At 62.4% G+C, this 25,150-nt stretch carries 25 protein-coding genes, 1 tRNA gene and 1 pseudogene; 16 read left to right on the top strand and 11 right to left on the bottom strand.

Going from position 1 to position 25,150, the window contains the following annotated elements:
- The coding region (locus FN835_RS21805; protein WP_142664913.1) for a hypothetical protein at positions 1-87 on the top strand (87 nt) is incomplete at its 5' end.
- Positions 88-174: 87 nt separating this feature from the next.
- On the top strand, positions 175-900 hold the full coding sequence (gene phbB / locus FN835_RS19500) for a beta-ketoacyl-ACP reductase (protein ID WP_142664906.1): 726 nt from the start codon (positions 175-177) through the stop codon (positions 898-900).
- A gap of 146 nt (positions 901-1,046) precedes the next feature.
- Here the strand turns inward: phbB and FN835_RS19495 are convergent, their stop codons facing one another.
- From FN835_RS19495 to FN835_RS19485, 3 genes are read right to left on the bottom strand one after another with little or no spacing between them, the layout of a single operon-like run.
- On the bottom strand, positions 1,047-1,211 hold the full coding sequence (locus FN835_RS19495) for a YdcH family protein (RefSeq protein ID WP_142664905.1): 165 nt from the start codon (positions 1,209-1,211) through the stop codon (positions 1,047-1,049).
- Positions 1,212-1,262: 51 nt separating this feature from the next.
- Entirely contained in the window at positions 1,263-2,030 is a 768-nt protein-coding gene (locus tag FN835_RS19490) for a tRNA1(Val) (adenine(37)-N6)-methyltransferase (protein ID WP_142664904.1), read from the bottom strand.
- Positions 2,023-2,235 carry a putative signal transducing protein gene (locus tag FN835_RS19485; RefSeq protein ID WP_142664912.1) on the bottom strand — a complete coding sequence of 71 codons (213 nt, stop codon included), beginning with the start codon at positions 2,233-2,235 and terminating at the stop codon, positions 2,023-2,025. Before FN835_RS19485 ends, FN835_RS19490 begins: the two co-directional genes overlap by 8 nt.
- Before the next feature lie 75 nt (positions 2,236-2,310).
- On the opposite strand from FN835_RS19485, the gene FN835_RS19480 reads away from it, so the two are divergent.
- Positions 2,311-3,312, top strand: a complete 1,002-nt coding sequence (locus FN835_RS19480; protein WP_142664911.1) for a polyprenyl synthetase family protein — start codon at positions 2,311-2,313, stop codon at positions 3,310-3,312.
- Positions 3,313-3,378: 66 nt separating this feature from the next.
- On the opposite strand, the gene FN835_RS19475 is transcribed toward FN835_RS19480, so the two are convergent.
- Positions 3,379-4,818, bottom strand: a complete 1,440-nt coding sequence (locus FN835_RS19475) for an ammonium transporter (RefSeq protein WP_142664903.1) — start codon at positions 4,816-4,818, stop codon at positions 3,379-3,381.
- A 256-nt stretch (positions 4,819-5,074) separates the two neighbouring features.
- Between FN835_RS19475 and FN835_RS19470 the strand changes: the two genes are divergently transcribed.
- Positions 5,075-7,402 (top strand): transglycosylase domain-containing protein, encoded by a 2,328-nt coding sequence (locus tag FN835_RS19470; RefSeq protein ID WP_142664902.1) that lies wholly within the window; start codon positions 5,075-5,077, stop codon positions 7,400-7,402.
- 51 nt (positions 7,403-7,453) lie between these two features.
- Here FN835_RS19470 and FN835_RS19465 read toward each other — a convergent pair whose 3' ends face one another.
- Together FN835_RS19465 and FN835_RS19460 are read right to left on the bottom strand one after the other, a co-directional pair.
- On the bottom strand, positions 7,454-8,050 hold the full coding sequence (locus FN835_RS19465) for an MlaC/ttg2D family ABC transporter substrate-binding protein (RefSeq protein ID WP_142664909.1): 597 nt from the start codon (positions 8,048-8,050) through the stop codon (positions 7,454-7,456).
- On the bottom strand, positions 8,040-8,780 hold the full coding sequence (locus FN835_RS19460) for an MlaA family lipoprotein (protein ID WP_246098819.1): 741 nt from the start codon (positions 8,778-8,780) through the stop codon (positions 8,040-8,042). The genes FN835_RS19465 and FN835_RS19460 overlap by 11 nt, the downstream gene beginning before the upstream one ends.
- 160 nt (positions 8,781-8,940) lie before the next feature.
- Here FN835_RS19460 and FN835_RS19455 point away from each other — a divergent pair, with 160 nt between their 5' ends.
- On the top strand, positions 8,941-10,686 hold the full coding sequence (locus FN835_RS19455; RefSeq protein WP_142664908.1) for a type I secretion system permease/ATPase: 1,746 nt from the start codon (positions 8,941-8,943) through the stop codon (positions 10,684-10,686).
- Positions 10,687-10,748: 62 nt separating this feature from the next.
- Entirely contained in the window at positions 10,749-12,062 is a 1,314-nt protein-coding gene (locus tag FN835_RS19450) for an HlyD family type I secretion periplasmic adaptor subunit (protein WP_246098821.1), read from the top strand.
- A 48-nt stretch (positions 12,063-12,110) separates the two neighbouring features.
- On the opposite strand, the gene argF is transcribed toward FN835_RS19450, so the two are convergent.
- The 4 genes from argF to FN835_RS19430 form a co-directional block, all read right to left on the bottom strand.
- Complete coding sequence (gene argF, locus FN835_RS19445; protein WP_142664900.1) at positions 12,111-13,037, bottom strand: ornithine carbamoyltransferase; 927 nt, start codon at positions 13,035-13,037, stop codon at positions 12,111-12,113.
- 100 nt (positions 13,038-13,137) lie between these two features.
- The gene (locus FN835_RS19440) at positions 13,138-13,614 is read right to left on the bottom strand and encodes a GNAT family N-acetyltransferase (RefSeq protein WP_185958758.1); all 477 of its coding nucleotides are present in this window, start codon (positions 13,612-13,614) and stop codon (positions 13,138-13,140) included.
- A complete protein-coding gene (locus FN835_RS19435; RefSeq protein ID WP_142664898.1) occupies positions 13,607-14,776 on the bottom strand; it encodes an aspartate aminotransferase family protein in 1,170 nt (389 codons plus the stop codon). The genes FN835_RS19440 and FN835_RS19435 overlap by 8 nt, the downstream gene beginning before the upstream one ends.
- Positions 14,777-14,937: 161 nt before the next feature.
- A complete protein-coding gene (locus FN835_RS19430; protein ID WP_142664897.1) occupies positions 14,938-15,759 on the bottom strand; it encodes an ABC transporter permease in 822 nt (273 codons plus the stop codon).
- A gap of 132 nt (positions 15,760-15,891) precedes the next feature.
- Here FN835_RS19430 and FN835_RS19425 point away from each other — a divergent pair, with 132 nt between their 5' ends.
- The 10 genes and pseudogenes from FN835_RS19425 to tnpC form a co-directional block, all read left to right on the top strand.
- Positions 15,892-16,515, top strand: a complete 624-nt coding sequence (locus FN835_RS19425) for a GcrA family cell cycle regulator (RefSeq protein WP_142664896.1) — start codon at positions 15,892-15,894, stop codon at positions 16,513-16,515.
- A gap of 1 nt (position 16,516) precedes the next feature.
- The gene (locus tag FN835_RS19420) at positions 16,517-16,933 is read left to right on the top strand and encodes an NUDIX hydrolase (protein WP_142664895.1); all 417 of its coding nucleotides are present in this window, start codon (positions 16,517-16,519) and stop codon (positions 16,931-16,933) included.
- Positions 16,934-17,046: 113 nt separating this feature from the next.
- Positions 17,047-17,595 (top strand): CHAP domain-containing protein, encoded by a 549-nt coding sequence (locus FN835_RS19415; protein ID WP_142664894.1) that lies wholly within the window; start codon positions 17,047-17,049, stop codon positions 17,593-17,595.
- Positions 17,596-17,664: 69 nt separating this feature from the next.
- Positions 17,665-19,383, top strand: coding sequence for a methionine--tRNA ligase (metG, locus tag FN835_RS19410; protein WP_142664893.1), 1,719 nt, complete (start codon positions 17,665-17,667; stop codon positions 19,381-19,383).
- 30 nt (positions 19,384-19,413) lie between these two features.
- The gene (gene rocF / locus FN835_RS19405) at positions 19,414-20,337 is read left to right on the top strand and encodes an arginase (RefSeq protein ID WP_185958757.1); all 924 of its coding nucleotides are present in this window, start codon (positions 19,414-19,416) and stop codon (positions 20,335-20,337) included.
- Positions 20,338-20,383: 46 nt separating this feature from the next.
- Positions 20,384-20,468 (top strand) — tRNA-Leu (locus FN835_RS19400).
- Between the two features lie 451 nt (positions 20,469-20,919).
- Positions 20,920-22,566, top strand: coding sequence for an AIPR family protein (locus FN835_RS19395; RefSeq protein WP_142664891.1), 1,647 nt, complete (start codon positions 20,920-20,922; stop codon positions 22,564-22,566).
- A gap of 196 nt (positions 22,567-22,762) precedes the next feature.
- Positions 22,763-23,158 (top strand): IS66-like element accessory protein TnpA, encoded by a 396-nt coding sequence (gene tnpA, locus FN835_RS21800; protein WP_425467491.1) that lies wholly within the window; start codon positions 22,763-22,765, stop codon positions 23,156-23,158.
- The gene (gene tnpB / locus FN835_RS19385; RefSeq protein ID WP_142664890.1) at positions 23,152-23,505 is read left to right on the top strand and encodes an IS66 family insertion sequence element accessory protein TnpB; all 354 of its coding nucleotides are present in this window, start codon (positions 23,152-23,154) and stop codon (positions 23,503-23,505) included. The genes tnpA and tnpB overlap by 7 nt, the downstream gene beginning before the upstream one ends.
- A gap of 54 nt (positions 23,506-23,559) precedes the next feature.
- Positions 23,560-24,906 (top strand): annotated as a pseudogene (tnpC, locus tag FN835_RS19380) (IS66 family transposase); the annotation flags it as partial.
- Positions 24,907-24,933: 27 nt separating this feature from the next.
- Here the strand turns inward: tnpC and FN835_RS21910 are convergent.
- Positions 24,934-25,101 carry a hypothetical protein gene (locus FN835_RS21910; protein WP_425467493.1) on the bottom strand — a complete coding sequence of 56 codons (168 nt, stop codon included), beginning with the start codon at positions 25,099-25,101 and terminating at the stop codon, positions 24,934-24,936.
- Between the last annotated feature and the right edge of the window lie 49 nt (positions 25,102-25,150).

The following is a 25,150-nucleotide window of genomic DNA, read 5'->3' as shown; positions in this document are numbered from 1 at the left end:
ATGCAGCGCCGCGATGCGAAAAAGGGTCTGGCGACCCTGTGCATCGGCGGCGGCATGGGCGTGGCCATGTGCCTTGAGCGCCCCTGATCGCAACTTGCGTGCGCAACTATCTTGCGCACGCAGATTTACCCAAATAACATAATTTCACTGGCCTATTATTCCGGGGGGAAATGCATGGCAAAGGTGGCTTTGGTAACGGGTGGTTCGCGCGGGATTGGCGCAGCGATTTCGAAAGCATTGAAGGACGCGGGCTATACGGTCGCGGCGAATTATGCGGGTAATGACGACGCCGCCCGCGCATTTACGGCCGAAACCGGCATCAAGACCTATAAATGGTCGGTGGCCGATTACGACGCCTGCGCCGCTGGCATCAAGCAGGTCGAGGATGAGCTGGGCCCAGTTGATGTTCTGGTCAACAATGCCGGCATTACCCGCGATGCGATGTTCCACAAGATGACGCCCGAGCAGTGGAAAGAGGTGATCGACACCAACCTGACCGGCGTTTTCAACATGACGCATCCGCTGTGGTCGGGGATGCGCGACCGCAAATTCGGGCGCGTGATCAACATAAGCTCGATCAACGGCCAAAAAGGTCAAGCGGGTCAGGCGAACTATTCGGCGGCCAAAGCGGGTGATCTGGGCTTTACCAAGGCGCTGGCGCAGGAAGGCGCGCGCGCAGGCATCACCGTCAACGCCATCTGCCCCGGCTACATCGGGACCGAGATGGTGCGCGCCATCGACGAAAAGGTGCTGAACGAACGCATCATCCCGCAGATCCCCGTGGGTCGTCTGGGTGAGCCGGAGGAGATCGCGCGCTGCGTGGTGTTCCTTGCGTCCGAGGATGCGGGATTCATCACCGGCTCGACCATTACGGCGAATGGCGGGCAGTTCTTCGTCTGATCCTTTGCGCATCTATATCGGACGGCCCGCCCCCCGCGCGGGCCGTTGTCATTTCGGCCGCCTGGAAACGGCAACAGCCCGCGAGTTTTCGCGGGCTGTTTCACGATGGGTTGCTGGAATTTCGTGTCGATGATCCGGGATGCCCCTTAATGCGACAGGCGCGTGATCTCTTCCTTGAGGCGCAGCTTTTCCTTCTTCATCTGCGCAATCGAGAGGTCATCCATGCCGGGGCTGCGATGCGCGGCCTCGATCTGGTTGGAAAGTGACTGATGTTTGCGGCGAAGCTCCTGAACGTGGGATTCAACCGACATGTCGTCCTCCTTCTGGATTGATCGAACAGGGTCGATTGCATCATAGAATCGTCACATTGTCATCGGAAATTGCGGGTCCCGCAGGTTGAGCGGCGCGCCATCGCGCAAAACCGCGTGAGCGGCAGGCGTCAGATCCTCGGCATCGGTCAAATGTGACGGTTTTTCATGCATGATAAAGGGGTAAAGCAGCCGCAGCGGCGCCCGCGCACCTTTGCGCGACAGCACGATGACACGGCCTGCATCGCGCCCTTTCCTCGCGCTGATTGGCAAAATCGTGATCTCACCGGCCAATCCACCCAAGGTTGCAAGAATCACCCCTAACCGCTCGGCCCGGTGGATCACGGTCAGCCACCCCCCCGGACGCAGCCGCCGCAGCCCGGTTTCGATCCATTGCGACAGCGGCGCGTCTTCATGGCGTGCCGTGCCGCGTCCCGAATCCGGCGCGACCGTCCCGCCCAAGAAATACGGAGGATTGGCGATCACATGATCGAAGCTTTGCGCGCGCAGATCGGTCGGCATCCGGGTCAGATCACCCGTGACGATATTCGCAGCCAACCCCGAGGCTGCGGCGTTGTCGCGTGCAAGCACGGCATAGCTTTCCTGCAACTCCAGCCCGGTCAGCGACAGCCCCGCGACGCGATGGCCCAGACATATCAGCGCCACCCCTGCCCCGCAGCCCAGTTCCAGCACCGACTGACCGGACTGCGCCGGACAGGCGGCGGCAAGCATCACCGCATCCGCGCCCGCGCGATAACCATGCGCAGGCTGGGCCAAGGTCAGCCGTCCGCCCAGAAAACCGTCGCGGCGAATATCAGTCATGTCCGATGTCATTGTCGCGCAGGATCGCCCGCGCCATGAAATGGTCGCGATCCGCCACCATCAGGCGGCGTGGCAGAATGCCGATCGACCCCTCAAGCACGCTCATGTGCTGATCCAGCGGGAATGCGGCGATTCCCTCGGATTCCAGCAGGTCGGCGGCACGGGTGATCAGCAGGGGATTGGTGGTGCGCAGGACTTCCTTCATGGCGACAAAGGTTAAGCGGCTGTTGCGCATGTGTCCATGGCATGGCAATGGCTTGCCAGCGAATGGGAATGGCAGATGGGCATGAACGAAAACCTCTCCAAGCCGCTGGATCGGCTTTCTTCCGAAATCTCGGACGACATGGCGGCGGTGAATGCGCTGATCCGCGAGCGGATGGCCAGCAGACATGCTCCCCGCATTCCCGAGGTGACGGCCCATCTGGTCGAGGCGGGCGGCAAGCGCCTGCGCCCGATGCTGGTGCTGGCTGCGGCGCGTCTGTGCGGTTATCACGGCGAGGCGCATCTGCTGCTGGCGGCAGCGGTCGAATTCATCCACACCGCCACGCTGCTGCATGACGACGTGGTCGATGAAAGCCAGCAGCGGCGCGGGCGCCCGACCGCGAACCTGCTTTGGGACAACAAATCCAGCGTGCTGGTCGGCGATTATCTTTTCGCCCGCAGTTTCCAGTTGATGGCCGATACCGGCAACATGGAGGTGATGCGCATCCTTGCCAACGCCTCGGCGACGATCGCCGAGGGCGAGGTGCTGCAGCTGACCGCCGCGCAGGATGTCACCACGACCGAGGACATTTACATCCAGATCGTGCGCGGCAAGACGGCGGCGCTGTTTTCCGCCGCGACCGAGGCCGGGGCCGTGGTCGCCAATGTCGATGCGACCGTTCAGCAGGCGCTGTTCGATTACGGCGATGCGCTGGGGATCGCGTTCCAGATCGTGGACGATCTGCTGGATTACGGCGGCTCGGCCGAGGTGATCGGCAAGAACGTGGGCGACGATTTCCGCGAACGCAAGCTGACGCTGCCGGTCATCAAGGCCATCGCGGCTGCGGATGCCGATGAACTGGCGTTCTGGACGCGGACCATCGGCAAGGGCCAGCAGGATGACGGCGATCTGGAAACCGCGCTGGACATCCTGCATCGCCGCGGGGCGCTGGATGCGGCGCGGGCCGACGCCATCGCATGGGCCGAACGCGCCAAGACCGCGCTGCAGGCCACGCCGGATCATCCGCTGCGCGCGATCCTGTCGGATCTTTCGGATTTCGTCGTCTCGCGCATTTCCTGAACGGCACATGCTGACATGAAAAAGCCCCGCGATCGCGGGGCTTTTCTTTTGCCTGACCCTTGGGTCTTAGCTGTTATAGGCGTTTTCGCCGTGGGTCGTGGTGTCCAGACCCTGACGTTCGTCATTGGCCGGAACGCGCAGGCCGACGACCGCCTTGACGATCAGCAGCGCCACGAAGGATACGACCGCCGACCAGACCACCGCGACGATGACACCCATGGTCTGGGTCATCACCTGGCTTGCGATGCTGTAGCCTTCGGCAACAGCGCCGGTCGAATAGTCGAACACACCCGAGCCACCCAGCGACGGCGAAGCGAACACGCCCGTCAGGATCGCACCGACAATGCCGCCGATGCCGTGGATGCCGAACACGTCCAGCGATTCGTCGATGCCCAGCTTGGCCTTAATGCTGACCACGAACCACATGCACAGGAAGCCTGCAGCCAGACCGATCACGATCGCGCCCATCGGGCCGACGAAGCCTGCCGCCGGGGTGATGCCCACCAGACCGGCAATCGCGCCCGAGATCCCGCCCAGCAGCGACGGGTGGCCACGGAACAGCCATTCGCCAAAGGCCCATGCCAATGCAGCGGCAGCGGTCGCGACGACGGTGTTCAGCAGCGCCATGGCGGCAACGCCGGTGGCTTCCATGTTCGAACCTGCGTTGAAACCGAACCAGCCGATCCACAGCAGACAGCCGCCGATGAAGGTAAAGGGCAGGTTGTGCGGCGCCATCAGTTCCTTGCCATAGCCAAGGCGCGGGCCGACCATGATCGCTGCGACAAGACCGGCGATACCGGCGTTGATGTGGATGACCGTGCCGCCAGCAAAGTCCAGATCGCCATGGCCGAACAGATAGCCCGCCGGGCCGTCATAGGCGCTGGGACCGCCCCACCACCAGACCATGTGGGCCATTGGCAGATACGAGAAGAAGAACCAGATCACCACGAAGATCAGCATGGCCGAGAACTTCATCCGCTCGACGGTCGCGCCGACGATCAGCGCGGATGCGATGCAGGCGAAGGCCAGCTGGAAGGTGATGAAGACATATTCCGGCACGAAGACGTTCTGCGTGAAGGTTTCCGCCAGCGACGACGCATCCACACCCGACAGGAACGCTTTCGAGAAGCCGCCGATGAACGGGGTCAGCCAGGTCGCGTCCTCGGCCGAACCTGCGCCGGTAAAGGCCAGCGAATAGCCGAACATCACCCAAAGCAGCGCCATGACGCAGAAGATGGTAAAGACCTGCATCAGCACCGAAAGCATGTTCTTGGCACGGACAAGACCGCCATAGAACAGCGCAAGGCCCGGAATGGACATGGCCATGACCAGAATGGCCGAGACCATCATCCAGGTCGCATCGCCCTTATCCACAATGGGGGCGACGGTTTCGGCAACCGCTGCCGCGGTATCGGTCGCCTCTTGCGCCATCGCCGGCACCGCCAGCCCGACAAGCGGGAGGGCAAGCGCCGGGATCAGTGGTGTGATCGCGGTTCGTCTTTTCATGTTTCCTGCACCTTCTCTCTGCGTTGCAGCAGTTCCGATTTGCAGCCAGAAAACGCGCGGCTTTCCATGCAGCACAAGAGTTGTGCAGCCATTCTGTGCCCGCTGAATCAACAAGCCTAAAATTTGATCAGTTGATAAGCGGTTTGCAGCCAGTCCGGGCAGTTCACTGATAGGTCATCGCGGTTCTCAATCCTGACGGTTTCCTGTATCTTCCGGCGCCATAGGGCCGAAGAACATGGCCGTGCAGGATACAGGCATGAAGAAACCCACCGGCAAGGGCCGGATTGTCGCTGACAAGCGCAATTTCGATCAACCCGCTCAGAATCAACAAAAACAGCAGACGCAGCGTCGTCGAAAGACCCGAAGTTCAGCGCCGCGGCGCGGCAATTTCCTGACAAGGGGAATCGCCGGGATCGTTGTTCTGATCTGGCGCGTTGTCTGGGGTTCGTTCTGGCGACTGGGCCTGACCGTGGCCGCAATCGTTGGCGCGGCGACGTTCTATTTCTACACGACGCTGCCCGAGGCTTCGGCACTTTTCGACGGCCGTGCCCGTGGCTCGGTCACGATGCTGGATACCGAAGGCCGTGTTTTCGCGTGGCGTGGTGAAACTTTCGGCATGGTCAGTGCCGATAAAATCGCCCCTGCCCTGAAAAACGCCGTCGTCGCGACCGAAGACAAGCGATTCTACCGCCATATCGGGGTCGATCCCCAAGGTATCGCCAGCGCCATCAAGATCAACATGGCCGCAGGTCGTGGTCCCCTGTCGGGCAATGGCGGTTCGACGATCACGCAGCAGGTATCGAAACTGCTGTGCCTTGGCGAAAGCTTCGACCCGACCCGCTGGAAATCCGAGGCGGAATACGAGGCCGAATGCCGCCAGACCTCGATCTGGCGCAAGGTCAAGGAAATCCCCTATTCGATGGCCATGGAGGCGAAATACTCCAAGCAGGACATCCTGAACATCTATATGAACCGTTCCTATCTGGGTGCGGGTGCGCGCGGGTTTGAGGCGGCGGCGCAGCGTTACTTCGGCAAGTCGGCGGCAGATGTCACCCCAGCCGAGGCGGCGATGCTGGCGGGCCTGCTGAAAGCGCCCAGCTATTTCGCCCCCACATCGAACCTGGAACGGGCGCAGGATCGCGCCAATGTCATCCTTGGGCTGATGCACGATCAGGGCTATCTGGACGACGCGCAATTTGCCGACGCCCAGGCGCATCCCGCGGTGTTGTCCAAGGCCGCCGCCGCACGCGCGGGCGGCTACTTCGCCGACTGGGTGATGGAGACCGGTCCCGGCTTCCTGACGTCCGAGACGACCGAGGACGTAACGATCAAGACCACGTTCGACGAACGCATCCAGCGTGCCGCCGAACGCGCCTTGCAGCGCGTCTTTGACGAAAAGGTCGCCAAAGGTTCGACTGCGCAGGCCGCCGTGGTCATCATGTCACCCGATGGCGCGGTGCGCGCGATGATCGGCGGGCGCGACAATACGGTTTCCGGCACGTTCAACCGCGCGACGCAGGCGAACCGTCAGACCGGCTCCAGCTTCAAGCCCTTTGTCTATGCCGCGGCGCTGGATCAGGGCTACAGCCCGAACGATCTGATCGAGGATGGTCCGCTGACCATCCGCATCCCCGGCTCGGCCCCCTGGTCGCCCCAGAACTATACCCGCCGCTATTACGGCGAGGTGACGCTGACCCGCGCGCTGGCCAATTCGCTGAACACCGCCACCGTGCGGCTTCAGGAAATCGCCGGGCGGGACGCCGTTCGCCGGATCGCCACCGATTTCGGCTTTGCCAGCAACCTTGCCAGCGGTCCGGCACTGGGGCTTGGTGCCTCGGAATCGACGCTGCTCAATATGACCAGCGCCTATGCAGGTATTCGCAATGGCGGCACGGCCGTGCGCCCCTATGGTCTGGTCGAATTGCAGATCAAGGGCGATGAACAGCCGTTGATCGGCCAGTCGGGCGGCATGGGTCAGCGCGTCATCTCGCAAAAGGCGGCGGGTGAGCTGATCGGCATGATGGAGCAGGTGATCCAGCACGGCACCGGCGGGCGCGCCAAACTGGGGGGGCGCCCGGCTGCGGGCAAGACCGGCACCACCTCCAGCTATCGCGATGCGTGGTTCATCGGCTTCACCGGGCAATATGTCACCGGCGTCTGGCTGGGCAATGATGACAACAAGCCGCTGAAAGGCGTGACCGGGGGCGGTCTGCCCGCCGAGATCTGGCAGGCGGTGATGACCGAGATCCACGAAGGTCTGCCGGTGGAATCGCTGGGCGATTTCGTGTTCGACGCCTCGGGCGCGGTGCCGAACGTCGTCAGTTCGGGCGGCGCGGATGGCACATCCGATCCGCTGGCGGCGGCGCTGTCATCGGCGCTTGGCCAGCCCCAGCCCGAAACCGCGACCCCTGCAGCCCAGCCGGGCGAACAGGGCCGGGTGCTGCCCGACGCCTCGACCGTGCAACCGGGGGCGACGGCACCGACCACCCCCGGCGATACGCTGTCCAGCGACGGCACGGATACCGAGCTTTCGCCCGACGATCCGCTGACGCAGGCGCTTCGCGGCATCCAAGGCGTCTACTGAAACGAAAAAGGCCGGTCCCAGCGACCGGCCTTTCCAATTGCGGCGGCGGCTTCAGCCCGCCTGTTGCAGATCGGCGGTCAGGGCCGCCATGTCCCCCTTGCGCTGCGCCAGCATGGCCGAGATTTCCGCCCGTTCCGAGGCGAGCATGTTGATCCCCTCGATGATGATGTTGAAATACAGGTTCTTGCCGGACTTGTCGGACACGTGCCACTCCATCTCCATCGGGCTGCGGCCTTTCAGATAGGCGACCGTGGTGACGGCGATGAAGGATTTCACCGGACGCGCGCTTTGCACTTCGATCTTTGATCCGATGAATTCGCGGAAACGCTTGCCGTATTTGCGCCCGATATAGCCCTGAAACGCCTGTTTATAGGCCGCGAACTGCGCCGGGGACACCTGCCGCGCCGCCGGACCCAGCGCCGAACGGGCGATGATGTCCACATCGGCGTAACGTGCAAAGATCGCCTCGAAGGCCTTATACATCTGCGCGGGCGGCTGGCCCGAATTGATGACGGCGTAAACCTCGTCCATCGATTTCTGCACCAGCGCACTGGCCTGATCGGTGGTCAGGGCATGGGCGGGCGTGACGGCGCAAGCCAGCCCCGCGCCCATCAGGCCCAGAAATCCGCGACGGGTCTCATTCGGCATAAGGGTCAATCTCGTCTCCTTCTTCGCCAAGCTCGTGGCGGCGATGTTGCAGCCAGATCAGCCGCGTCTGCGCATAGCTGTCGGCGCTGTCGTAAAGCACGGAATCGACGGTATCGCCGTATTCCCCCCGCTCGCCAGCCTTTCCGGCCAAACGGGCGACAAAGCCGATGACCCGCTGGTCGCGGTTCAGCACCGCCCCCATGGGATCGGCCACCAGATCGACGACCTTGCCCACCGCGTCCCGCCCGGTCGAGGGGCCAAGCAGAGGCAGTTCCAGATAGGCCACTTCGGGCACGCCCCAGACCGCAAGTGTCTGCCCGAAATCGGTATCCTGTTCGGGCAAGGCGAAATCGCTGGTCGCGGGATCAAGAAAGCCGCCAAGCCCCACGGTCGTATTCACCAGAAAGCGGAAGGTGGTCTTGATGGCGGGTTCGGGCTTGCCTTGCAGCAGGTGGTTCACGGCCTTGCCGGGCTCGGCAAGGTTTGCGCCGAAATTGCCCACGCCCCGCACCAGCGTGCTGCCGATCCCCGGCCCGTCATCTTTCGCCTCTCCCGAGGACATGCCCGAGGTCATCGGCTTGACCACATGGCGGTCCAGCCCGCGATTGAAGGCATGGACCTTGCGGTTCATCGGCTCATAGGGGTCGTTCATGCCATCGGGGCCGGTCTTGGCGCTGCACGCACCGATTGCCGTGACTGTCAGCGCGGCAAGGAGTATCCTGCGATTCAAACTTTGCTAACCTTCCGTTGCTATAGCCTGTTTGAGCAGGGCGATTTTTGGCCAGTCGCAAAGGCCGGGAATAATCCCGGCTGTTGCGCGTTTTCACTTTGGGATATGCGCTGAAACGGCGTCGGGCAAGCCCGGCGGAACATGAATGGAAGGAACCGGCATGGCCTTGCCGCCGATGCGACATGATGGCCGGGGCGAGTTGCGGCAGGCCCGCGGCACGGGCTGGCAGCTTTACGCCTTTGTGGGCGTTTTTTCTTTTGCAGTGAACATGCTGATGCTGACAGGCCCGCTGTTCATGATGCAGGTCTATGACCGCGTTCTGGCCAGCAGGTCGGTGGAAACGCTGACGGCATTGTTCCTGCTGGTGGTTTTCCTGTTCGCGATGATGGGCGTGCTGGACCTTGCGCGCAACCGCGTGATGGCCCGCGTCGCCGCGCGTTTTCAGGAACGGATGGAGGGGCGGGTCTTCAAGGCCGCCTTGCAGGATGGCAACGGCGGCGCTGCGTCGGACGTGGCCGTCAAGGGCGGGATGCGCGACCTTGAGGCGGTGCAGCGGCTGATCAGTTCTCCGGTGCTGATGGCGCTGTTCGATCTGCCTTGGGCACCGTTCTTTCTGGCGGCGGTGTTCCTGTTCCACTGGCTTTTGGGCGCCGTGGCATTGGCTGGGCTGCTGATTCTGGTGCTGACGACGCTGATGAACCAGTGGCTCAGCAAGAATGCACTGCAAAAATCCGCCATCGCCAGCCAGTCCGCGGACCGCATGTCCGACCTTTATCTGGGCGAGGGCGAGCTGATCGGCTCGCTCGGGATGCGTGACGCGACGTTCCGGCGCTGGCAGACCGCCCGCGACCGCGCGACCGAAGCCACGATGGAGGGCACGGACCGCGCCGCCGGTTTCACCGTCTTCTCCCGCACCTTCCGCCTGTTTTTGCAAAGCGCGTTGCTGGCCGCCGGTGCGTGGCTTGTTCTGCGTCAGGAAGTGACGCCGGGCGCGATGATCGCGTCGTCGATCCTGATGGGCCGCGCCTTGGCCCCGATCGAACAGGTCGTGGGCGGCTGGTCGATGGTGCAGCGCGCGCAGGATGGCTGGCAGCGGCTGGGCGATCTGCTGTCGCGCCGTCCGCCGCAGATCGACCGCACGCCCCTGCCCCGCCCCGCCGCGCGGATCGAGGTGCGCAACCTGACCGTCGCGCCGCCCAGCCAAAGCGTGGCGACGCTACGCGGCATCAGCTTTGACATCGCGCCGGGTCAGGCCATGGGCGTCATCGGCCCCTCGGGGGCGGGCAAAAGCACGCTGGCCCGCGCGCTGATCGGCGCATGGCCTGTCGGCGCGGGCCATATCCGCCTGGATGGCGCGACGCTGGACCAATACGATCCCGACGTGCTGGGTGGGCTGATCGGTTATCTGCCGCAGCAGGTCACGCTGTTCGACGGCACCATTGCCGACAACATCGCGCGCCTGTCGTCCAATCCCGACCCGCAGCGCATCGTGCAGGCGGCGACCGCCGCCGCCGCGCATCGCATGATCCTTGATCTGCCGCAGGGCTATGACACGCCGCTTGCGCAAAGCGGCGGGCGACTGTCGGGCGGACAGATCCAGCGCATCGGGCTGGCGCGGGCGCTTTACGCCGATCCCGTGCTGTTCGTGCTGGATGAGCCGAACTCGAATCTGGACAACGAAGGTTCGGCGGCGCTGAACCTTGCGATCCGCAACATCAAGGCGCGCGGGGGCGCGGTCATCATCATGGCCCACCGCCCCGCCGCCATCACCGAATGCGAATTGCTGCTGGTGCTGGATCAGGGTATGCGCCGCGCCTTCGGCCCCCGTGATGAGGTGCTGAAGTCGATGGTCCGCAATGCCGAACAGATCAACCGCGCCCAAGGCCAGGGCGGAGGCGTAACATGACCGATCCCCGCCCGCATCTTGCCCCCGTCGAAGTCGTGGCCCCCGAAGAAAAAGGGCCCAGCATGCCACCCCCGCCCAAGCCGCGCCCGGAATGGTCGGCCCGTGGCGCGATCGTTCTGGGGCTGGTTTCGCTGGTCCTGCTGATCGGCGGTTTCGGCATCTGGGCCTTTAACGCGCGGATCGCCGGGGCCGTCGTCGCCTCGGGTCAGGTCGAGGTGGAACAGCGCCGTCAGGTCGTGCAGCACCCTGATGGCGGCGTCGTGTCGGAAATCCTGATCCATGACGGTGAGCCGGTGACCTCGGGCCAACCGCTGGTCCGGCTGGACGGCACGCTGCTTAGCACCGAACTCGCCATCGTCGAGGGTCAGTATTTCGAGGTGCTGGCCCGCCGTGGCCGGCTGGAGGCCGAGCGCGCCGACAAGCGCGAAATCACCTTCCCCGACGATCTGATCGCCGAGGCAAAAAAGCGCCCCGATCTGAACGCGCTGATGGAGGGGCAGGCCAGCCTGTTCCACGCCCGTCTGGATACGCTGGCCCAATCGCTCGGCCAGTTGGTCAAGCAGGGCGAACAGGTGCGTTCGCAGATCAGCGGCATCGACGCGCAGGACCGCGCCCTGCAGCAGCAGCGCGATTTCATCGGTCAGGAATTGCGCGACCAACGCTCGCTGCTGGAGAAAGGCTTGGCCCAGGCCCCGCGCGTGCTGGCGCTGGAGCGTGAGGCCGCGCGGCTTGACGGCCAGCTGGGCCAGACGACAGCCTCGCGCGCCGAGGCCGAGACCCAGCTTGCCGCCATCGACCTGTCGCGGCTGGAAAAGAACGCGACATATCGCGAACAGGCGGAAACGGAACTGCGCGACCTTGGCTATCGCGAACTTGAGCTGGCCGAACGTCGTCGCGGCTTGATCGAACAGGTCTCGCGGTTGGAAATCCGTGCGCCGGTATCGGGCATCGTGCAGGAATTGCAGGTGACGACGCCGCGTTCGGTCATCCGTCCCGCCGACCCGATCCTGTATATCATCCCGCAGGACCGCCCGCTGGTGATCGCCGCCCGCATCGCCACCATCAATGTCGATGAAGTGCATCCGGGGCAGGAGGTCGTGCTGCGTTTTTCGGCGTTCTCGTCGCGGACGACACCGGAAATCGACGGCGTTCTTAGCCGCGTTTCCGCTGATACGCTGGTCGATCAGGCGACCCATGTGCCCTACTATCGGGCCGAGGTGATGATCCCGCCGGAACAGATCGCCAAGCTGAATGGTCTGGCGCTGGTGCCAGGTATGCCGGTCGAGGTCTATATCCAGACCGGAGAGCGCAGCCCATTCGCCTATCTGGTGAAACCGCTAAGCGATTATTTCACCCGCGCGTTCCGCGAAAACTGAAAAGGCGCGGCCTTGATGGCCGCGCCCTTTATTCCGATCCGGTGCCGATCAGACGTCCAGACACCAGCGCATGATGGCCTTTTGCGCGTGAAGCCGGTTTTCCGCTTCATCGAAGATGACCGAATTCGGGCCGTCCATCACCTCGCTTGTCACCTCATCATCGCGATGGGCGGGCAGGCAATGCATGAACAGCGCATCCGAACGCGCGTGACCCATCAGCGCCGAGTTGATCTGATAGCCGCGCAGCTGGTTGTGCCGACGCTCACGCGCGGATTGCGGATCATGCATCGAGACCCATGTATCGGTCACGACCAGATCGGCACCCTCGACCGCTTTGGCCGGGTCGCGTTCGATCAGCGCCTGCACCCCTTGGGCGCGGGCGAATTCCAGCGCCTCGGCCTCGGGGTCCAGTGTCGGGGGGCCGGTAAAGGTAAAGTCGAAACCGAACTGACCAGCACCATGGATCAGGCTGGCGCAGACATTGTTGCCGTCGCCCGACCAGACCACCTTCTTGCCCGCGATGGGGCCACGATGTTCCTCGAACGTCATCACGTCGGCCATGATCTGGCAGGGATGCGTGCGGTTCGTCAGCCCGTTGATGACCGGCACCGTGGCATGTTCCGCCATTTCCAGCAGGGTCGCTTCCTCGAATGTGCGGATCATGATCAGATCGACATAGCGCGACAGCACGCGGGCGGTGTCAGCGATGGTTTCGCCATGGCCCAGCTGCATTTCCTTGCCCGACAGCACCATCGTCTGCCCGCCCATCTGGCGCACGCCCAGATCGAAGCTGACGCGCGTCCGGGTCGAGGGCTTTTCAAAGATCAGCGCGACCATGCGGTTCTTCAGCGGCTGTTCGGCATCCAGCGTCCCCTTGGGCTGCCCCGCGCGGGCATCCTTCATGCGGCGGGCGTTGTCGATCATGCCGCGCAACGCTGCCTTGTCGGTGGTGTGGATGTCGAGAAAACTGTTCATTCTTCACGTCTTTCGGATTGATCGGGCAAGGGAAGCCGTTTTGCCCGTCGAAGGTCAAGGCCCGGCCCGGCATTTCATGGGGAATTTGCATGAAATGCCGTCATCGGTGGCGCGTCATGATGCGGGCCATGGTCCCATCCTCGCTGGGACGCACGTCCTGACCTGAAAAGCCGGCCTTGGCATAGGCGCGGATGGCGCGCAGATTTTCAGGTTCGGGGTCGATCACCAGAACCGAGGCTTCGGTCAGCAGACGCCGCGCCAGCGCGTCCAGCCAGGCACCGCCCTGGCCGAAACCATCCGGCCCCGCGAAACAGTCCACCGCGATCGTATCGGCGGGCAAATCCCGGAAATGCGGCGCATTCCAGTGATGCGCCGGATAGAATTGCGCATAGGCGATCGGCTGGCCATCGCGAAGCGCCAGCCATTGGCGCATCGCGGGATTGTCCAGATCCTCGGCGATCCCGGCCAGCTGCTCATCCGCGCCGCGCCACCAGCACGACACCCGAGCGTCGCGCAGCCAATCCCCCAGCATCGGCAGATCGGCTTGCGTGACTGGCCGGAAACCGATCCTATCCATGAAGCCTTCCGGCAGCCCGATCCAGACGGGCCACCGCCTCATTGATGTCGTCGTCGCCGATGTTCAGCGGCGGCAGCAAACGCAGCGTGCTGTCCGCCGCGGGGACGGTCAGGATATGCTCTGCATAGCCCGCCTTGACCAGATCGGCAGGGGCGGCCTTGCATTTCAGGCCCAGCATCAACCCCTGCCCGCGCACGCTTTCGAACACGTCGGGATGGGCGGCGACCAGACCTTCCAGCTTTTGCCGGAACAGGGCCGCCTTGCGGTTCACCTCGGCCAGAAATGCCGGGTCCGCGATGATTTCCATCACGCGCGCGCCGACGGCGCAGGCCAGCGGGTTGCCGCCATAGGTCGAACCATGCGTGCCCGCGGCCATACCGGCCGCCGCAGCTTCGGTCGCCAGCACGGCACCAAGGGGGAAGCCGCCGCCGATACCCTTGGCGACCATCATGATGTCGGGCGCGATGCCCGCATATTCATGCGCGAACAGCTTACCCGTCCGGCCCATGCCGCATTGCACCTCGTCTAGGATCAGCAGCGCGCCGGTGTCATCGCAAAGCTGGCGGATCAGGCGCAGATCGGCATCCGATAGCGGGCGGATGCCGCCCTCGCCCTGCACCGGCTCGACCATGACGGCAGCGGTCTGGTCGCTGATCGCAGCCTTCAGCGCATCCATGTCGGCCCATGGCAATTGCTTGAAGCCGGGCATCAGCGGGCCGAAACCCTTGACCATCTTCTCGGACCCGGCAGCTGCGATGGCGCCGGTCGAACGACCGTGGAACGCACCTTCAAAGGTCAGGATCTCGACACGATCCTCGCCTTTCTCATACCAGTATTTGCGGGCCATCTTGATCGCCAGCTCGGCCGATTCGGTGCCCGAATTGGTGATGAATGCGGTGTCGGCAAAAGTGTGTTCGACCAAAAGATCGGCCAGCTTTTCCTGCTGCGGGATGTGATACAGGTTCGACACATGCCAGATGCGGTTCGCCTGCTCGGTCAGGGCGGCAACAAGATCGGGATTGGCGTGACCCAGCGCATTCACCGCGATGCCTGCGCCAAGATCCAGATATCGGGTTCCATCCGTCGCGATGGCCCATGCACCCTCGCCCTTTTCAAAGGCGATGTCGGCGCGGTTATAGGTCGGCAGGACGTGCGGAATCATGGAATGGTCCTTGTGCTGGGAATGGCCGCGTCGCGCGGCACCAACGATGAAGGCAGGCGGGATCGGACGTTGAAAGGATCAACGTCGGGGACGAGCGATATGGACAGTCCGAACGATCATGCGGACCAATTAGCGCGAACCACCCGCCCGCGCAACGGGATTCAGGCCTTCATCCGGTAGCCGGTGGCAAGCCAGCGCCACGCAACATAAAGCACCACCGCCACGGTCAGCGCACAGACGATGAAGCCGCGCAGGGGCGGCGCATCCGACACCCCTGCGATGCCATAGCGCGCACCGTCGATCAGGTAAAAGATGGGGTTCCAATGCGCCAGCGTGCGGAACGGTTCGGGCAAAGCCTGCACGGAATAGAACGTGCCCGACAGGAACGACAGCGGCGTGACCACGAAATTGGTGATCGCCGCCATCTGGTCGAATTTCTGCGCGACGATGCCGCCCAGCAGCCCCAGCCCGCCCATCAGCAGCGCGCCCAGCACGACGAAGGTCAGCGCCCAGACGGGATGCGCGATCCCCTGCCCGATCACCAGCCCCATGCCCACCGCAATCGCCAGTGCCACGATCATCGCCCGGACCAGCGCGCCCGCCATGTAGCCCGCCAAAATCTCGGACGGAGACAGCGGCGGCATCAGCGTATCGACGATATTGCCCTGCATCTTGGCCGAAATCATGCTGGAGGAGGTGTTGGCAAAAGCGTTCTGGATCACCGTCATCATCAGGATGCCCGGCCCCAGAAACGCCAGATAGGGCAGGCCCATCACCTCGCCCCGGTTCTTGCCCAATGCCAGCGCGAAAACCACCACGAACAGCGCCGAGGTCATCAGCGGCGCAAAGATCGTCTGCTGCCAGACATTCATGAAGCGCATGATCTCGCGCCGGGCCAGGGTATACAGCCCAAGCCAGTTGACGCGACCGAAACGGCGGACGCCCATCTGGCGATAACCGGGGCGAGACTGGCTGGATTGCATCGGCGCTCCTTGAATTTATGGGTGCGGGCAGGTAAATCTGGCTATCCCCGGTTTTAAGACCGGGTTCTGCCGAATTGAAGCCACTGAACGAACAAGCACCGGGATGCCCCCCGGATGCAGGAAAGGCAAGCCATGTCCTGGACCGATGAGCGCGTCGAAACGCTGAAACGCATGTGGGCCGAAGGCCAGTCGGCCAGCCAGATCGCCAAGGAATTGGGCGGCGTCACGCGCAACGCGGTGATTGGCAAGGTGCATCGCCTTGGCCTGTCGAACCGCAACGAAGACGGAACCGAAATCCCCGCAGCAGCCTCCGCCGCGCCCGAACCGAAGCCCGCACCGCAGCCTGCTGCCGCGGCCGCTGCGACCACGCCGAAACCCGCCCCCGAACCCAAGCCCGAGCCTGCGGCCCCGAAAGCCGCCGCGCCTGCATCGCAGCCCGACCCTGCGCCGATGCCGCAGCCGGTCAATTTCAACCGCCGCCCCATCGTTCCGGCGGGCCAGCCGCTGCCGCCGCAACCCTCGGCCAATGAAATCAGCCCCGAGGCGCTGGCATCGGTCCGCGAAGTCGAAAAGCGTGCCCGCAAGCTGAGCCTGATGGATCTGACCGAGCGGACCTGCAAATGGCCCATCGGCGATCCCGCGACGGACAAGTTCTGGTTCTGCGGCCTGCCCTCGGTTGCGGGCAAACCCTATTGCGAGGCGCATGTCGGTGTGGCCTTCCAACCGATGAGCTCGCGCCGCGACCGTCGCCGCTAAGGTGTTCCCGCGGCTTGCCGCCCTTGCGGTCACGCTGGACGGCGACCGCGTGCTGCTGGTCCAGCGGCGCAATCCGCCGGATGCGGGCCTGTGGGGGTTTCCCGGCGGCCATGTCGAACCGGGCGAAACCGCGCTGGACGCCGCTGCGCGTGAACTGCATGAGGAAACCGGCGTCACCGCCCGCCCCCTTGCCTATCTGGACAATATCGACGTGATCGAACGCGGGGCCGATGGCGCCCTGCGTTTTCATTTCCTGCTGGCGGCCGTGCTTTGCGACTATGTTTCGGGCCAGCCGGCTGCCGCCGATGATGCTTTGGATGCAGGCTGGGTTCCGGTGACCGACGTGTTCGCGAACCGCCTGCCGCTAAGTGCAAGCGTGGCGGACACGCTGCGTCGCGCGCTTGAAACGCGCACCTGACGCGCAAGTTCCCGCTCATAGACCGGAAAGTTCAATTCCGCCCATTGCGATAAAATTGCAACTTCTAGTAGGGAAACTGCAAAGCAAGACAAGATAGAGAGATCGCCCTCCCCATGTTCGCGCTTCGCAAGTTCCGCATCGCAGGTGCGATCGCTGCTGTCTGTGTCGCCACTTTGGCTGGCTGCGCCACTGAACCCACCGCATCGTCGGGCAAGCCGGACATCAGCATCGGGCGGATTTCCGAAGATCGCCTTGCCAACGCCCTGGTCGAGGTGCAGCGCAAGCAAAGCAAGGGCCAGCGCGTCTGGTGCGTTCCCTTTGCCCGCGACCTCAGCGGCATCGACATTCGCGGCAATGCCAAGACGTGGTGGGAACAAGCCAAGGGCCGCTATGGCCGCAGTCAGGAACCGGCGATTGGTTCCGTGATGACCTTCAAGGCGACGCGCAAGAACCCCAATGGCCATGTCGCTGTCGTGTCCCAGATGTTGTCCGAGCGTCAGGTCCGGCTGGATCACACCAACTGGGAACGCAACCGCGTGTCGCGCGACATGCTGGCGGTGGACGTGTCGCAAAAGAACGACTGGTCGGTGGTGCGGCTTGAATCCGCGCCCGGCCAGCTTGGCGCGCAATATCCGGTGCAAGGCTTCATCCTGCCGAACTAGGGCGCGCGCGCCACTTTCCATCGCGTCGCATCACGGCTAGACATGGCGCCGATCACGAAGGACGCGAACATGGCCCGGCATCTCATCACCTCGGCGATTCCCTATATCAATGGGATCAAGCACCTCGGCAATCTGGTCGGCTCGCAATTGCCGGCGGATCTGTCCGCGCGCTATCTGCGCCAACGCGGCCACGAAGTGATGTTCATCTGTGCTACCGACGAACACGGCACCCCGGCCGAGCTTGCGGCCAAGAAAGCGGGCAAGCCCGTCGCCGAATATTGCGCCGAAATGCACGCGACCCAAGCTGGCATCGCGCAGAATTTCGGCCTGTCCTTTGACCATTTCGGGCGTTCGTCATCGGAACGCAACCACGTCCTGACCCAGCATTTTGCCGGGAAACTGGACGAAAACGGCTACGTCTCCGAGGTCGAGGAGCGTCAGGTCTATTCCATCGACGATGGCCGCTTCCTGCCCGACCGCTATATCGAAGGCACCTGCCCGAATTGCGGCTATGACAAGGCGCGTGGTGACCAGTGCGAAAACTGCACCAAGCAGTTGGACCCGACCGACCTGATCGACCCGCGTTCCGCCATCAGCGGCTCGACCAATCTGGAAGTCCGCGCCACCAAGCACCTTTACCTGCGCCAGCGCACCCTGCGCCCGGAACTTGAAGCCTGGATCGACAGCAAGAACGACTGGCCGATCCTGACCACCTCGATCGCGAAGAAATGGCTCAACGACGGCGACGGGCTGCAGGACCGGGGCATCACCCGCGATCTGGACTGGGGCATTCCCGTCAAGAAAGGCGAAAAACCCTGGCCGGGGATGGAGGGCAAGGTCTTCTACGTCTGGTTCGACGCCCCCATCGAATATATCGCCGGAACCGCCGAATGCACCGATGCGCGCGGCGAACCCGATGCGGCATGGCGGCGCTGGTGGCGTCTGGACGAAGGCGCGGATGACGTGACCTATACCCAGTTCATGGGCAAGGATAACGTGCCTTTCCATACGCTTAGCTTTCCCGCGACCATCATCGGCTCGGGCGAGCCGTGGAAGCTGGTCGATTACATCAAGTCCTTCAACTACCTGACCTATGATGGCGGTCAGTTCTCGACCAGCCAAGGGCGCGGCGTGTTCATGGATCAGGCGCTGTCGATCCTGCCTGCCGACTACTGGCGCTGGTGGCTTTTGTCCCACGCGCCGGAATCGGGGGATGCCGAATTCACCTGGGACAATTTCCAGCAATCGGTGAACAAGGATCTGGCCGATGTGCTGGGCAATTTCGTCAGCCGTATCACCAAGTTCTGCCGCTCCAAATTCGGCGAGGTCGTGCCGCAGGGCGGCGAATACGGCCCCGAGGAACTGGCGCTGATCGACGCCATCGACGCCCGCGTCCGCGCCTATGAAGGGTTCATGGACCGCATGGAGGTGCGCAAATCCGCCTCTGAGCTGCGCGCGATCTGGGTTCTGGGCAACGAATACCTGCAATCCGCAGCGCCCTGGACCACGATCAAGACCGATGAGGTCCGCGCCGCCATGCAGGTCCGTCTGGGCCTGAACCTGATCCGGCTTTACGCGGTGCTGTCGGCGCCCTTCATCCCCTTTGCGGCCGACACCATGCTGGCGGGGATGCAGACCGACGACCGCGCTTGGCCCATGGATGCGCGCTCGGCGCTGGAAACCCTGCCCGCAGGCCACGCCTTCACCGTGCCCGAAGTCCTGTTCGCCAAGATCAGCGATGAGCAACGCGATGAATGGCAAGAGCGTTTCAAGGGTATCCGCACCTGACCCAATCGGGTCACCATCCCGAAAGGAGACATGATGACCCATTGCATCCTGATTGGCGCGCCGGTCGATGAAGGCCAGCGTCGCCCCGGCTGCCTGATGGGCCCAGCCGCCTATCGTGTGGCCGGGCTGGGCCGCACCCTGACGGATATGGGTCACACGGTCGAAGATCGCGGCGATGTGGTTCCCGCCCCCGGTCGCGGCCAGACCTGCGCCAATTCCGCCGTGCACCACCTGCCCGAAACCATCGCCTGGACCGAGGCGCTGGCTGCGGCCGCAAGCACGGCCATGCCTGACGGCCTGCCCATCTTCATGGGCGGCGACCATTCGCTGTCGCTTGGGACGGTTGCGGGTGTCGCGGCCCATGCCGACGCAGCGGGAAGGCCGCTATTCGTGATCTGGCTGGACGCGCATAGCGATTTCCACACGCCCGTCACGACCACCTCGGGCAACCTGCATGGCACGCCGATGGCCTATGCGGCTGGACGCGACGGCTTTGATCCGTTCCCGCCCTTCCCGGCCCCCGTGCCGGGCGAAAATATCTGCATGTTCGGCATCCGCTCGGTCGATCCGGCGGAACATGCCGCGCTGGAGGAGACGGAGATCACCGTCAACGACATGCGCGTGCTGGACGAACAGGGCATCGCCGCGCCCCTGCGCGAATTTCTGGATCGCGTTCGCGCGGGAAACGGAATGCTGCATGTCAGTCTGGACGTGGACTTCCTGGACCCTTCGATCGCGCCCGCCGTCGGCACGACGGTTCCGGGCGGCACGACCTTTCGCGAAGCGCATCTGGTCTGCGAATTGCTGCACGAATCCGGGCTGATGACATCGCTTGATCTGGTCGAGCTGAACCCTTTTCTTGACGACCGGGGCCGAACTGCGCGGCTGATGGTCGATCTTGTCGGCTCGCTGATGGGCCGCAAGGTCTTTGACCGACCCACCCGCGCGTTCTGATGCCGCTTGCCAAGCACCGCCTTGCCCGCTAGCCACGCTGAATGGCGCGGGCGTGGCGGAATGGTAGACGCATGGGACTTAAACTCCCTGGAGCGTAGCTCGTGCGGGTTCGAGTCCCGCCGCCCGCACCAACGTTTTTGTTTATACGCAATATTTTCCTATATTTATGTGCAAAAACCTATAGACAGCCCACCTTTTAGCCCACCCTCCGGCGCCCGCTTGATGGGTGTTAGACGGCGATGTGGCCGCTTCAGCATGAATACCCTGCTGGAGGAGAGGCGGTCGTTCAATGCTATCTCGAACAGAAATACGTTCGAAGTTGATCGGGGGCGGCGGGTCTAGGTCGCCCCTATCGACACGAAGGGCGGTAAGCTGCCTGACGGCGGTGCGGCTTGGCACCTGCAGCAAAACCGGAAAGCAGTCATCCATGCGCGGTGCAACGATTCCGCTGTTGTGCAGTGCGTAGGTGTTCACCTGAAGTATGTCGAAGCTAATGATGGGATTTGACTCAGTCGCTCGTTTCGTGCCTTGAATAAGAAGCATCTTTGATTAACCGCCACTGGCTCAATGTGAAGACTGTTCATGCGAACATTTAACGAAGAAGAATTCAATCGGCTCAATGAACGCATTGATCAACTCCTGTCTTCTCAAGAGATACAGCAGCGAAGCCAAGCTCTTATCCACATTTTCTTAACTCACCGCTTCTATTGCGAGAAGGTCACCATTGATGAGGTGTGGACGGACGGCGGGAATGACTGCGGCATAGATGCAATTCATATAGATCGAAGAGGGGACGAGCCAGTCATTCACCTTCTTCAATCCAAGGTTTTTGACAGCACCAGGAAAGCTTCCAACCCCTTCCCTTTTTCCAGTGCCGAAAAAACCCTTCGATTTTTCGAGATCTTGAAGGATCGCCGCTGCGACCTGAAGAAAGTTGTAAATCCGAAACTCGAACAAAAAATCCTTGAGATACGTGACATAATTGCACGGGAGTTTCCCTCGTTTAAGTTGTGGCTGTTAGGAAACGGTATGCCTTGCAGTACGATTCAGATCGCTCCTTGCATCAAATCCCTAGAGAGGGAGGATGTGCAGGTCGAAGAGTTCCACTTGGACGAGATTGTAGAGTTTTGCCTTAATACACATAGCGGCCGGGTTAACCACGTATTCTACGCTAGGGACGTAGGAGTATTAGAATCTGGAAACTCAGAATTGCGGAGCGTTGTTGGATACGTTTCGGGTCTGGAACTCTATAAGCTACTGCGAGACATGCGAGATGAGCGAAAAATTGATTACACGCTATTCAACATGAATGTTCGTGGTTTTCTCGGTCTCGACAATCCGGTTAACAAAGAAATATTCAGAACGGCAGTCTCGGGTGATAATATCAACTTTGCCTCACTTAACAACGGAATTACCATTGTTGGGTCGCAGTGCAGAGTTAACAGAACCGGCTCCGACATGCCGAAGATCGGCATAAAGAGAATGAGCATCGTGAACGGTGCGCAGACATGCTCGGCAATTTTTGATGCCATAAAGGATTACTATCCGGATACCTCAAAGTTTGAGAAGCTTTCTGTTCTCTTCAGGGTATTTGAGACCGAAGATCCTGACTTGATTTCAAGAATTGCGGTCTCGACTAACAATCAGAGCCGTATCAATCCCCGCGATCTCAGGGCCAACGATGATATTCAGAGAAGGCTGGAGAGAGAGCTTCGTTCCTATGGAATTTCCTATAGAAGAAAGCGAGGCTTTCAGCCAGAAGGCTTGGAAGAAAGCAAGCAACTTGATGCTCTGAAAGCTGGACAAATATTGTTGAGCTATGTCCATCATGATCCAGTCAAATCTAAGCGTGAATCGGATGTAATTTTCACTGATCTATATGCCAAGGTTTTCGGAGGTGTAGACGTCGCTCAGTTGGTTGAGGCGCTATCGTGGTATGAGATAATCGAGGAGCGACGCCGTATCGTTCAGGATGACCTCAGGATAAGAGGGCAGCGCCGAACTGAGAATACATTCCTCACCTATGGTGCGTTCCATGTCCTGATGCTTTGCAACTTGCTAGGACCCGGCGTTGCCGAACAAGAGCGCGGCCAGATAGTCGATCAGGCTGTCAAAATTATTTCTGATCACATCATAGAAGCAGGAAATCCCGCGCATTACGCCTTCTTTAGGGACGCGAAGCAGTCCGAGGCGATGAGGACTGCCGCTGTCGAACCGAAGCTTCTATAGACGCTCTGAAAGTTGCGATGCGACGCTAAGGGCGGAAGCGGCCTGTGGCATCGCGGCGCTGCATCATCAGAAACTGGAGATAGCAGCCACTCAGGCGTAAGCGGCGTCTGAACCCCACATTGCTTGGCTGCGGCGCTGCTGCGAAGTCGTATCCACCGGCTGGTGGGGAGTGCGTTTCGCAATGTGTGCTAGGAATTTGTTTCTCACTTCACTGGGTGTCGAGATCTACGCCTCTGGTCATCGGCGGTGGCCGGATGAGGTGAAGGCTCGGGTGGTCGCCGATACGCTGGAGCCCGGAGCCACAGTGAACGCGGTGGCGGATCGCTATGGAGTGCAGCCGAACCAATTGTCAGCGTGGCGGGGGTTGGCCAAGCAGGGCAAGCTGGTCCTCCCGGCCCTGTCGACCGAAAAGCCGGTTTTCGCGCCCTTGGTCGTTTGCGACCCCCCGCCTGCCGCACCTTCCTGCGACAGATCCCCTGCGGACAAGCTGATCCGGATCGTGATCGGCGAGGTCACGCTTGAGTTGGCTGCGGATACCCCGGCCGTTCGGCTGGCCGAGATCGTTCGTGCCCTTGGAGCCGCCGGATGCTGATGCCGTCGCAAGGCATGAGGATCCTGGTGGCGACAAAGCCGGTAGACTTCAGGAAGGGGCACGACGGATTGGCGGCTTTGGCGCAGTCGATGTTGGCAGAGGATCCCTTCACCGGCACGATTTTTGTGTTCCGCTCGAAGCGCGCCGACCGGCTGAAGATCCTGTTCTGGGACGGCAGCGGCTTGGTGATGGCTTACAAGCGCCTCGAGGCCGACAGCTTCACCTGGCCCGCTGTCCGGGACGGCGCCCTGACCTTGAGCCGAACACAGTTCGAGGCGCTTTTTGCCGGCCTCGACTGGCGGCGGGTCCGGCCTCTGGAAACGCCGAGGCCGGTCGTTGTAGAATGACTTAAACGACAGAAAAGGCGAGCAATATCAGGTTGACCGGGCTATGATCGCGACATGTCTGCAGCCCCGTCCATCGACCTGTCCGCCATCCCCGAAAGCCAGCGTGCTGCTGTGCTGGCGGTGCTGCGCGAACGGGATGCGTTGCGGGAGAGCAACCGGCGTCTGGAGCACCTGATCGCCGAACTGAACCAGGTCGTGCATGGCAAACGTTCGGAGAAGCTGAACGACGACGAGCGCCAGCTGGCTTTCGAGGATCTCGAAGCTGCCCTGGCTGAGGCCGAGACCCGGCAGGATGCGGAGGTTGGCCCCCGCACGCCTTCACGTAGAGCCACACGCCGCAATCGCGGACATCTTCCGGCAAGCCTGCCGCGCTTCGAGCAGGTCATCGAGCCGGACAGCCTGCTCTGCCCCTGCGGCTGTGGTGAGATGCACCGCATCGGCGAAGACCGGACCGAGCGGCTGGACATCGTGCCCGCGCGGTTGCGGGTCATCGTGACCGTGCGCCCGAAGTATGCCTGCCGCCGGTGTGCCGAAGGCGTGACCCAGGCACCGGCCCCCGAGCACCTGATCGAAGGCGGCCTGCCTACCGAGGGCGCCTTGGCACATGTGCTGGTCAGCAAATACGCAGACCACCTTCCCTTATACCGACAGAGCCAGATTCTGGCTCGGGCCGGGGTCGAACTGCATCGCAGCACGCTGGCCGATTGGGTCGGCACCGCCGCCTTCCACCTCGGCCCGGTAGTCGATCGGCTGGTCGAACACCTGAAAACGTCGACCAAGCTGTTCATGGACGAGACCACGGCACCCGTGCTCGATCCCGGCCGGGGACAGACCAAAACAGGCTACCTTTGGGCTCTGGCGCGCGATGACCGCTCATGGGGCGGGGCAGACCCACCCGGTGTGGTCTTCACCTATGCGCCCGACCGTGCGGGCGAGAATGCAGAGCGCATCCTGCAGGGCTTTAATGGAATTCTGCAGCTGGATGGCTATTCCGGCTACAACCGCCTGACGCGCCCGTCCCGGACAGGCGGCGCGCCGATCATCGTCGCCCATTGTTGGGCCCATGCCCGGCGCAAGCTGAAGGAGATCTTCGATCGCGACGGCTCCGAGATCGCAGTCGAAGGCCTGCACCGTATCGCCGAGCTTTACCGGATCGAGGCCGAGATCCGTGGCATGGGTCCCGGCCAGCGGCTGTCGGTCCGCCAAGTGCGCAGTGCGCCGCTGGTCACTGCTTTCGGGGAATGGCTGCAGCTGCAGTGTCGGCGGGTATCGATGAAGTCCCGCCTCGGGGAGAAGCTGGCCTACATCCACCGCCACTGGGACGGGCTGCAGACCTTCCTGCGCGATGGCCGCGTCGAGATCGACTCCAACAGCGTCGAGAACCTGATCCGGCCGATCGCGAGCGGTGATTCATTGTGCCCCTCTTCTTCAAGTGACTGGAAACATTGGAAGTTGCTCTCGGGTGGTGGCGTGACGCGGGCGTCCTTTCTGCCGAAGGGCTGCGATAATGTCATCATTCTCAAGATCTTCGGCCCGAATTTGCCAGGGCGCGCCCGGAACGACCTGCTCGGCAGGCAAAATCCCGTCTTGGATCATCCGTCGCACGGCATGGCTGGTCACCCCGAGTTTTGCCGCGGCCTCGCGC

This window comes from Paracoccus laeviglucosivorans (genome assembly GCF_900182695.1).
Classification (GTDB): Bacteria; Pseudomonadota; Alphaproteobacteria; order Rhodobacterales; family Rhodobacteraceae; genus Paracoccus; species Paracoccus laeviglucosivorans.
This window is presented reverse-complemented; position numbering and strand designations above follow the sequence as displayed.

Excerpts from the sequence above, each read along its gene's own strand:
- FN835_RS19465 (WP_142664909.1), bottom strand. The coding sequence starts at position 8,050 with ATGCCGAATGAGACCCGTCGCGGATTTCTGGGCCTGATGGGCGCGGGG.
- FN835_RS19430 (WP_142664897.1), bottom strand. The coding sequence starts at position 15,759 with ATGCAATCCAGCCAGTCTCGCCCCGGTTATCGCCAGATGGGCGTCCGC.
- tnpB (WP_142664890.1), top strand. The coding sequence starts at position 23,152 with ATGCTGATGCCGTCGCAAGGCATGAGGATCCTGGTGGCGACAAAGCCG.
- FN835_RS19495 (WP_142664905.1), bottom strand. The coding sequence starts at position 1,211 with ATGTCGGTTGAATCCCACGTTCAGGAGCTTCGCCGCAAACATCAGTCA.
- FN835_RS19415 (WP_142664894.1), top strand. The coding sequence starts at position 17,047 with ATGTTCGCGCTTCGCAAGTTCCGCATCGCAGGTGCGATCGCTGCTGTC.
- FN835_RS19490 (WP_142664904.1), bottom strand. The coding sequence starts at position 2,030 with ATGACTGATATTCGCCGCGACGGTTTTCTGGGCGGACGGCTGACCTTG.
- FN835_RS19425 (WP_142664896.1), top strand. The coding sequence starts at position 15,892 with ATGTCCTGGACCGATGAGCGCGTCGAAACGCTGAAACGCATGTGGGCC.
- FN835_RS19435 (WP_142664898.1), bottom strand. The coding sequence starts at position 14,776 with ATGATTCCGCACGTCCTGCCGACCTATAACCGCGCCGACATCGCCTTT.
- FN835_RS21910 (WP_425467493.1), bottom strand. The coding sequence starts at position 25,101 with ATGATCCAAGACGGGATTTTGCCTGCCGAGCAGGTCGTTCCGGGCGCG.
- metG (WP_142664893.1), top strand. The coding sequence starts at position 17,665 with ATGGCCCGGCATCTCATCACCTCGGCGATTCCCTATATCAATGGGATC.
- argF (WP_142664900.1), bottom strand. The coding sequence starts at position 13,037 with ATGAACAGTTTTCTCGACATCCACACCACCGACAAGGCAGCGTTGCGC.
- FN835_RS19485 (WP_142664912.1), bottom strand. The coding sequence starts at position 2,235 with ATGAAGGAAGTCCTGCGCACCACCAATCCCCTGCTGATCACCCGTGCC.
- rocF (WP_185958757.1), top strand. The coding sequence starts at position 19,414 with ATGATGACCCATTGCATCCTGATTGGCGCGCCGGTCGATGAAGGCCAG.
- FN835_RS19480 (WP_142664911.1), top strand. The coding sequence starts at position 2,311 with ATGGGCATGAACGAAAACCTCTCCAAGCCGCTGGATCGGCTTTCTTCC.
- FN835_RS19475 (WP_142664903.1), bottom strand. The coding sequence starts at position 4,818 with ATGAAAAGACGAACCGCGATCACACCACTGATCCCGGCGCTTGCCCTC.
- FN835_RS19440 (WP_185958758.1), bottom strand. The coding sequence starts at position 13,614 with ATGGATAGGATCGGTTTCCGGCCAGTCACGCAAGCCGATCTGCCGATG.
- phbB (WP_142664906.1), top strand. The coding sequence starts at position 175 with ATGGCAAAGGTGGCTTTGGTAACGGGTGGTTCGCGCGGGATTGGCGCA.
- FN835_RS19395 (WP_142664891.1), top strand. The coding sequence starts at position 20,920 with ATGCGAACATTTAACGAAGAAGAATTCAATCGGCTCAATGAACGCATT.
- FN835_RS19450 (WP_246098821.1), top strand. The coding sequence starts at position 10,749 with ATGCCACCCCCGCCCAAGCCGCGCCCGGAATGGTCGGCCCGTGGCGCG.
- FN835_RS19455 (WP_142664908.1), top strand. The coding sequence starts at position 8,941 with ATGGCCTTGCCGCCGATGCGACATGATGGCCGGGGCGAGTTGCGGCAG.
- FN835_RS19470 (WP_142664902.1), top strand. The coding sequence starts at position 5,075 with ATGAAGAAACCCACCGGCAAGGGCCGGATTGTCGCTGACAAGCGCAAT.